This is a genomic window from Mesorhizobium sp. M4A.F.Ca.ET.022.05.2.1, from assembly GCF_003998845.1.
In the GTDB taxonomy this organism is placed as follows: Bacteria; Pseudomonadota; Alphaproteobacteria; order Rhizobiales; family Rhizobiaceae; genus Mesorhizobium.
In genome coordinates this window covers 1-7,876 of sequence record NZ_RZOJ01000285.1, presented here as the reverse complement: position 1 = coordinate 7,876, position 7,876 = coordinate 1, and the positions used below count along the sequence as shown (strand labels likewise).

Here is a 7,876-nt window from a genome sequence, read left to right as displayed (position 1 = left end):
CATATCGCTTTCGCGAGTGCGCCGGCGACCGCTGCCTCGGCGGGCGGAATGGCGTCGGGCGTGCCGACCGTGATCCAGCGGCCCTGCATCTGCATGCCGAACAGCCGTCCGGCCGTGATCGCCTTGTCGAAATAGGCGTTGAGCGAATGCGGGCCCGTCGGCGCGTCCTTGAAGATACGCGGATGGACAATCGCGGCCCCGGCATAGATCAGGCCGGCCGGATCGCCTTTCGAGCGCTGCAAGGCGCCGTCCGGCGCCACCAGGAAATCGGTGCCGACGCAATGTCCGGTGGCGGAATCGAGATCGGTAAGCATCAGCAGAATATCCATTCTGGCAGCGTCCCATGCAAGGGAAAGACGCTCGAGGCTGGGCTGGCCGCTGTCGATCCAGAACGTGTCGGCGTTGATGATGTAGAACGGCTCTTTCCCCAGCAGGGGCAGCGCCTTGACGATGCCGCCGGCCGAGTCCAGCAGCATCTCGCGCTCGTCGGAAATGGCGATCCTCGGCGCACCGCGGTCGGCGATATGGGCGATGATCTGGTCCGGAAGATAGTGGACGTTGACTACGGCCTTATCGACACCGGCACTTGCAAGGCTGTCCAGCCCCCAGTCGAGCAAGGTCTTGCCGGCGATCTCCACCAGCGGCTTCGGTATCGTGTCGGTGATCGGACGCATGCGCTTTCCGAGCCCGGCGGCGAGCACCATTGCGGTCCTGGGATTTGCGGTCACGGCGTTCGTTCTTCCAGCAGGCCATGGGCGGCGTAGAAGTCGTGTAGCCCGGCAAGTGCCGGGTGCGCCAGCGCTCTTCTGAGATAGTCGCGGATGCGCGGCAGGTGCTTGAGGTAGAAGGGCTTGCCGTCACGCTTCTCCAGCCGCACGAAAATGCCGAGGATCTTCGAATTGCGCTGCGCCGCCATGATGGCGTAGGCCTCCCGGAACGCTGCTTCATCGAAGGCGCCGGCGGCATGGCGCGCCGCGACATAGGCATCGAGCGTCCGCTTCTCGATCGCGGGCGAGATGGTCACGCGAGCGTCCATGGCGAGCGAGGCGACGTCATAGGCGGCGGGGCCGATCAGCGCATCCTGGACATCGACGACGCCGAGCCGGTCGTGGCCGGTTCTGTCGCCGCGCCAGATGATGTTCGGCGAATGGAAGTCGCGCAGCATCAGCGTGTATTGGCTGCCCTTGAGCCGGTCGAGCACCTTGTTCCATTCGGTGTGGTAGCCGGCCAGCAGGGCATTGCTCGCCGGCTTGCCGGTCAGCATCGGCACATACCAGTCAACCAGCAGGTCGGCCTCGATCAGCATCGCCTCGCGGTCGAAGGGCGGCACGTCATGAAAGACGCCCGGCGCGGCTTCCATCCTGTCGGGCCAGGCCTTGCCATGCATCATCGCCAGCAGCTCGGCCGCCGCGGCATAGCGCTCGGCGATCGGCTCGCCATCGCTGTTCAGGAACCCTTCCGCACCGAGATGTTCAAGGAGCAAAAAGCCCTGCTCGAGATCCTCGGCATGGATCTCCGGCACGCTGACGCCCGCCGCCAGCAAGGCGCGGTCGAGGGCGACGAAGGCGGTGACCGATTGCGCGGTGTGGGCGATCACCGCATAGGGCTTGCCGTCGCGCACCGGCGGACCGAGCACCAGTCGCGGCGAGTTCATCAGCACGCGCGGCGCGAGGCCGGCAAGCGAGACGATCTCATAGGAACGGGCTGAGGCGTCGCCGACGAAGAAGCGCCTGCCGGCTTCGCCCCAGCCGGCCGTGGCCAGGAAATCGCGCATCGCCAGCGAGCGCGCCGCGCGATCGAAGGCCGCCCCTTGTCCCGACAGTTTCGCCAGGCGGCCGTCGCCCTGATGCGCGAGCTCGACCCAGAGCGTGCCGTCCGGCAGGGCGGTCTCGGCGCGTTCTGGCCATTCGACCAGGGCCGCCCCTTGCGCCAGCGCGTCGTCGAAGCCGAGTTCGTCGAGTTCAGCGGCTGCCGAAAGGCGGTAGAGATCGAAATGATGCACCGGAAAGCGCGTGTCGTAGGTCTGCACCAGCGTGAAAGTCGGGCTTGGCACGTCGAGGCCGGCATCGTCGGCCAGGGCCCGGATGAGCGACCGCGCCAGTGTCGACTTGCCGGCGCCGAGATCGCCTTTGAGCGCCAACACGTCGCCCGGGCGCAGCGCCATCGCCAGGTCTTCACCCAGCCTTGCCGTGGCGGCTTCGTCGGCGAGAAAACGTTCCAGCCCTGCCATGAGGTCCGCTACTGGGCCGCGGCGCGAATGCCCGAGGGCGCGGCCGGGAAGGTGCAGATGACGGTGGTGCCCTTGTCCTTGCCGGTCTCGATGCGGACGCTGCCGCCATGCAGCTCGACGAAGCTTTTGACGATCGACAGGCCGAGCCCGGCACCACGCCGGCGCCCGCCATTGGTCCGCGGCTCGAAGCGGCGGAACACCGAATCCAGCACGTCCGGCGGCATGCCGGGCCCGTCGTCATGGACGGAGAATTCCACGCCGTCGGCGAGTTGGCGGCAGGCGAGGGTGACGGTGCTTGCTTCCGGCGCGTAGTTCGCGGCGTTGCTCAACAGATTGTAGAGAATCTGGCGGATGCGGGTCTCGTCGCCATGGAAGCTCTTCGGCGCCGCCGCGGCTTCGACCTTGAGCGTGATCGAATGCTCCTCCAGCCGGTCGGCCACAAGCTCGGCGGCCGCCGCGATGGTCCGGTCGACGCTGACCTCGGAGATGTCGAGCTGCATGATGCCGGCATCGACGGTGGCGAGATCCAGTATGTCGTTGACGATGGTGAGCAGCACCGAGGAGGACGAGCCGACATGCTCGACATATTCGCGCTGCTTCGGCGTCAACGGCCCGGTCGACGGCAGCGACAGCAGCTCGGTGAAGCCGATGATGTTGGTCAGCGGCGAGCGCAGCTCGTAGGAAACGTGCTGCACGAACTCGTTCTTCAGCTGGTCGGACCGCTCCAGCGCCTCGTTCTTGTCCTTCAGCGCCCGCTCGACATTGACGCTGTCGGTGACGTCGACGAAGGTCATCATCACTTGCCCGTTGGGCAAATGGATCACCGCGTGGCTGAGCACCGTGCCGTCGACGAGCTCGCTCTGGCCGTGGCGGTCGCGGCGTTCGTCGTCGAATCCGGTGATGGCGGCGACGAAGCCGCCCCAAGGGCTGTCCTTGGCACGCCGGTCACAGAGGTCGCGGATCGCCGAGACATGCACATTGGGCTTGACCACGTCCTGGTTTAGACCCCACAGCGCGACGAAAGCCGGGTTCGACAGCCGAAGCCGTCCGTCCGGACCGAACACCGCGACACCCTCGGCAAGATTGTCCAGCGTCTCGCCCTGCACGCGCACCGCCGTCTGGTAGCGGCTTTCGAGGTCCATCTTCTCGGTCAGGTTCTCGAACACCCAGGTGACGCCGCCCTTGGGCTGCGGGTTGGCCACCACGCGGATGGTCTTGCCGTCGGGCAGGTGCCACCAGTGCTCCTGCGATTCGACTGCGCGATAGGCGCCGAGCAGGCCTTCCTTCCAGCGCCGCCACTCCGGCTGTTCGGCGATCTTGCCCTCGCTGCGCAGCCGGTCGAGCAGCAAGGCATTGTCCGGGGCGCTGTGCAGGAAGCCGCTGTCGAGGTTCCACAGTTTCTGGAATGCCTGGTTGAAGAAGCGCAGCTTCTCATTGGCGTCGAAGATGGCAACGGCGGTGTTGAGCTGATCGAGCGTGTCGGCGTGGCTGCGCACCGTGCGCTCATATTCGCCGCGGATGGTTTCGGTGGCGCTGGTGTCGCAGGCAAGTCCAGCCGAGCCGTCCGTGCCGGCGAAATCCGTCACTGAGAACATCCGGCGATCGCCTTCGATCACCGTGGACAGCGTCTGTTCGAACACCGGGCGCGCCTTGTGCTGCTCGGCGATCTGCTCGCGCGCCTGTCCGCCCAGGAATTCCTTGGCCTCGCGCACCGCCGCTTCTGCATTTTGCGCCTCGACCGCCTCGGCATAGGCGCGGTTGACCCATTTCAGCCGGCCGTCGGCGGAGCGCAGCCATGTCGGCATCTTCAGGGCGTCGAGCAGGCCGAGCATTGTCTCGTAGTCGGCGCTGAGCCGCTGGTTCTCGATCTTCAGCCGCGCCTGGCTGCGCAGCGTTTCCGACAGCGACACGAAGCGCACCAGCACATGCGCCGCGCTCTTGCGCCCTTGCACCTCGAGCGGCACTCCGGCCTGTGTCTCGATGACCAGATCGAAGGCCCTTGCCTTTTCGCGCAGGGCCGCCACGGCATGTTCGAGTGCCGCGGCCGAACGCGGCATCAGCCAGCGGCCGAATGCAAGGAAAGCGGCCCGGTCCTCGGGTGCGCCGCTCTCCAGCGGCAATGTTCCGATGAGCTCCGGCTTCTTGTTCTCGGAAGCCCATACCACGACGCGCTGGTCGCGCAGATTGAGCAGCGCCTCGGAACGCTGCAGCGCCGCGTTGACGTCGGCGATTCGGGTCCTGAGTTCGGCGTTCTGCGCCGAAGTGCGGGCTCTTTCGCGGATCAGGAAGATGGCCGAGACAAGGGCGGCCCCCATGACCCCGGCGAACATGGCGAGCTGCATCACCTCGACCGTGCTGACCGACAGCCCGGCCGATTGCGCGACGGTTTCGGCATGAGCCGCAAGGCCAAGCAACGGGCTGCAAAGCGCCGAGCCGGCGAGAAGCGTCGCCGCGCGGGCACCGCCACGCCACAACAGATGCCCGCCCCTGACGGCGGAGCCCGATGTCACCGAATCGCTATGGCCGCCGGAAACGGCCTGTCCCGCGCGAGGCGGGTTTTCCCCCGGCATGTCTTGGTCCTCTTCGCCGCCTGAATGCAAGACCGCCCAGATTGCGTATCCCGGCCCTCGTCCCCCGGACCGCGAATCACAACAATAACGCCTGCTGGAATCGGCGTGAAGAATCATTCCGCGCAAAAATAAAGCCGGGCGAAATGTCAATCGCCCGGCCTCAATATCTAGTGGCAATTTCTGTTTTGGTTAATAGCGGTAGTGTTCCGGCTTAAACGGCCCTTGCGGCGTCACGCCGATATAGGCGGCCTGTTCGCCGGACAGTTCGGTCAGGCGCGCGCCGAGCTTGCCAAGATGCAGGCGCGCGACCTTCTCGTCCAGGTGCTTCGGCAGCACGTAGACCTGGTTCTGGTACTGGCCGTGCTTGCTGTAGAGCTCGATCTGCGCCAGCACCTGGTTGGTGAAGGACGCCGACATGACGAAGCTCGGATGGCCGGTGGCGTTGCCGAGGTTGAGCAGGCGACCCTCGGACAAAAGGATCATCCGCTTGCCGTCCGGGAAGGTGATCATGTCGACCTGCGGCTTTACGTTGGTCCATTTCAGATTGCGCAGCGACGCCACCTGGATCTCGTTGTCGAAGTGGCCGATATTGCCGACGATCACCATGTCTTTCATCGACCGCATGTGGTCAAGGGTGACGACATCCTTGTTGCCGGTGGTGGTGATGACGATGTCGGCGGTGGGTGCCGCGTCTTCCAGCGTGACCACCTCGAAACCGTCCATCGCCGCCTGCAGCGCGCAGATCGGGTCGACCTCGGTGACCTTGACGCGGGCGCCGGCGCCCTTCAGCGAGGCCGACGAGCCCTTGCCGACGTCGCCATAGCCGCAGACCACGGCGACCTTGCCGGCCATCATCGTGTCGGTGCCGCGGCGGATGCCGTCGACCAGCGATTCCTTGCAGCCGTACTTGTTGTCGAATTTCGACTTGGTCACCGAGTCATTGACGTTGATCGCCGGGAACGGCAGCAGGCCCTTCTTCTGCAGTTGGTAGAGCCGGTTGACGCCGGTGGTCGTCTCCTCGGTGACGCCGCGGATCGCTTCCTTCTGCTTGGTGAAGAAGCCGGGCGATGCCTTCAGGCGCTTCTTGATCTGGGCGAACAGGATCTCTTCCTCCTCGCTGCCCGGATTGGACAGCACGTCCTCGCCGGCCTCGGCGCGGGCGCCGATCAGGATGTACATGGTGGCGTCGCCGCCATCGTCGAGGATCATGTTGGAGGTGCCGCCATCGGCCCACTGGAAGATCTTGTCGGTGTATTCCCAATAGTCCTCGAGCGTTTCGCCCTTGATGGCGAACACCGGGATGCCGGCCTCGGCGATCGCGGCGGCGGCATGGTCCTGGGTCGAGAAGATGTTGCACGAGGCCCAGCGGATGTCGGCGCCCAGCGCCTTCAGCGTTTCGATCAGAACCGCGGTCTGGATCGTCATGTGCAGCGAGCCGGTGATGCGCGCGCCCTTGAGCGGCTTCTTGTCGCCGAATTCGTCGCGGCAGGCCATCAGGCCCGGCATTTCGGTTTCGGCGATCTCGATCTCCTTGCGGCCCCAGCCGGCAAGCGAAATGTCGGCGACCACATAGTCCTTGCTACCCGTCATGGCAGTGCTCCGGTGTGATTTGTCTGTGGCACGCGCCGGCGCCGGACGGCGCGTGGAAGGGCGCGAATTGCCGGCCTGACTAGCAGATCGGCATTCAAACGACAATGGGATATAAAGAAATCTTTATTCGTGCATGTCTTTGCGGTAACAATTCCAGGAAAGCGCCAAGCGGTTTTCCGTCCGGAATTGCGTCGGAACAAGAACCCGAGCGAGAACCCGAGCGGATCGGCGATCCCATCAAACGCTGAATGGCTCCAAGCGCTGTCGGCATACGCCGGGCAAAGACGCCGTCAGCATTCCTCGCCGAAGCGTGAGGCCACCAGCTGCTCCAGTGCGTCGAGCGCCTGCAGGGCTTGCGGTCCGCTGGCGGTGACGCGGATCGAATAGCCTGGGCTTGCCGCCAGCATCATCAGGCCCATGATCGAGGTGCCGCCGACCTTGACACCGTCCTTCTCGACATGGATGGCGGCGTCGAAGCCGCTGGCGACCTGGACGAATTTCGCCGAGGCGCGCGCATGCAGGCCGCGCTGGTTGACGATCGGAAAATCCCGCGCGACGTGGTCTTGTTCCGGCGACAGCGCGTTCATTTGCTGCTCAGGAGCTGGCTGGCAACGTTGATGTATTTGCGCCCGGCGGCCTGCGCCTCGTCGAGCGCGGCGGCCATGTTGTCGCCCTTGCGGATCGAGGAAAGCTTGATCAGCATCGGCAGGTTCATGCCGGCGATGACCTCGGTGCGGCCGGATTCCATCACCGAAATGGCAAGGTTGGAGGGCGTGCCGCCGAACATGTCGGTGAGCACGATCACGCCGGCTCCGCTGTCGACGCGCGCCACCGCGTCGACGATGTCGCGGCGGCGCTGCTCCATATCGTCATCGGCGCCGATCGCCACGGTTTCGAAATTGTCTTGTGGCCCGACGACATGTTCCACGGCATGTCGGAACTCCGTGGCCAGCTGACCGTGCGTCACGAGCACGAGTCCGATCATTCTTTGGTGGCTCCCGTCATCGCCGCTTCACAGGCGCATTTTATGCTCGCCAGCCATTGCAGGCGGCGGGAGCGCTATCTTGTCGACGCGCGGCGCGTTGACAAGCCCAAAATTGCGCAAGCCCTGGCCATTTTGACGCATTGCAGCAAAAAAGCGGAAGCGGATCACAGAAAAGGCGCGATGGAGAGCCGCGCCATGACGGCCGGCAACGCGGTGGCGGCGTTGCGCTCGGCAAGGTCCACGCGCGGCACCGGGCAGCCCGCGACCGGCTCACGGATTTCTTCCTGGAAACGGGCCATCTCGGCCTGCGGCACCAGCCGCACATTGAGGTCGATCACCCCGCCCGGCTCGAACGGCAGCGGGCGTGGAATGAACCCCGGCACCTCGGCGAGGCCGGCAATCGTCGCCGGCACGCGGCAGACCAGCCGCCCGGCATGGGCCGTGGCAAGGAGCCTGTCGTCGCCGATCAGCCGCGAAAACAGCCCGCGCGCGCGGCAATGG

General features: G+C 65.4%; 7 protein-coding genes. All 7 read right to left on the bottom strand.

Features of this window, described 5'->3' with window-relative positions; genetic code table 11:
* A partial coding sequence (locus EN745_RS24715; RefSeq protein ID WP_126057122.1) for a nucleotidyltransferase family protein occupies positions 1-728 on the bottom strand: 728 nt, incomplete at its 3' end.
* Positions 725-2,230, bottom strand: a complete 1,506-nt coding sequence (gene tsaE / locus EN745_RS24710; RefSeq protein WP_126057121.1) for a tRNA (adenosine(37)-N6)-threonylcarbamoyltransferase complex ATPase subunit type 1 TsaE — start codon at positions 2,228-2,230, stop codon at positions 725-727. The genes EN745_RS24715 and tsaE, both read right to left, overlap by 4 nt.
* A gap of 8 nt (positions 2,231-2,238) precedes the next feature.
* On the bottom strand, positions 2,239-4,800 hold the full coding sequence (locus tag EN745_RS24705) for a PAS domain-containing sensor histidine kinase (RefSeq protein ID WP_127422481.1): 2,562 nt from the start codon (positions 4,798-4,800) through the stop codon (positions 2,239-2,241).
* Positions 4,801-4,989: 189 nt separating this feature from the next.
* On the bottom strand, positions 4,990-6,390 hold the full coding sequence (gene ahcY, locus EN745_RS24700; RefSeq protein ID WP_126057119.1) for an adenosylhomocysteinase: 1,401 nt from the start codon (positions 6,388-6,390) through the stop codon (positions 4,990-4,992).
* Positions 6,391-6,680: 290 nt separating this feature from the next.
* On the bottom strand, positions 6,681-6,977 hold the full coding sequence (locus tag EN745_RS24695) for an HPr family phosphocarrier protein (RefSeq protein ID WP_126057118.1): 297 nt from the start codon (positions 6,975-6,977) through the stop codon (positions 6,681-6,683).
* Complete coding sequence (locus tag EN745_RS24690; protein ID WP_126057117.1) at positions 6,974-7,375, bottom strand: PTS sugar transporter subunit IIA; 402 nt, start codon at positions 7,373-7,375, stop codon at positions 6,974-6,976. Before EN745_RS24690 ends, EN745_RS24695 begins: the two co-directional genes overlap by 4 nt.
* 164 nt (positions 7,376-7,539) lie before the next feature.
* On the bottom strand, positions 7,540-7,876 hold a 337-nt coding region (locus tag EN745_RS24680), incomplete at its 5' end, for an HPr kinase/phosphorylase (RefSeq protein WP_127422480.1).

What these genes read in the sequence shown, in the direction of transcription:
- EN745_RS24690 (WP_126057117.1), bottom strand. Translation starts at nt 7,375, where the DNA reads ATGATCGGACTCGTGCTCGTGACGCACGGTCAGCTGGCCACGGAGTTC.
- tsaE (WP_126057121.1), bottom strand. Translation starts at nt 2,230, where the DNA reads ATGGCAGGGCTGGAACGTTTTCTCGCCGACGAAGCCGCCACGGCAAGG.
- ahcY (WP_126057119.1), bottom strand. Translation starts at nt 6,390, where the DNA reads ATGACGGGTAGCAAGGACTATGTGGTCGCCGACATTTCGCTTGCCGGC.
- EN745_RS24695 (WP_126057118.1), bottom strand. Translation starts at nt 6,977, where the DNA reads ATGAACGCGCTGTCGCCGGAACAAGACCACGTCGCGCGGGATTTTCCG.
- EN745_RS24705 (WP_127422481.1), bottom strand. Translation starts at nt 4,800, where the DNA reads ATGCCGGGGGAAAACCCGCCTCGCGCGGGACAGGCCGTTTCCGGCGGC.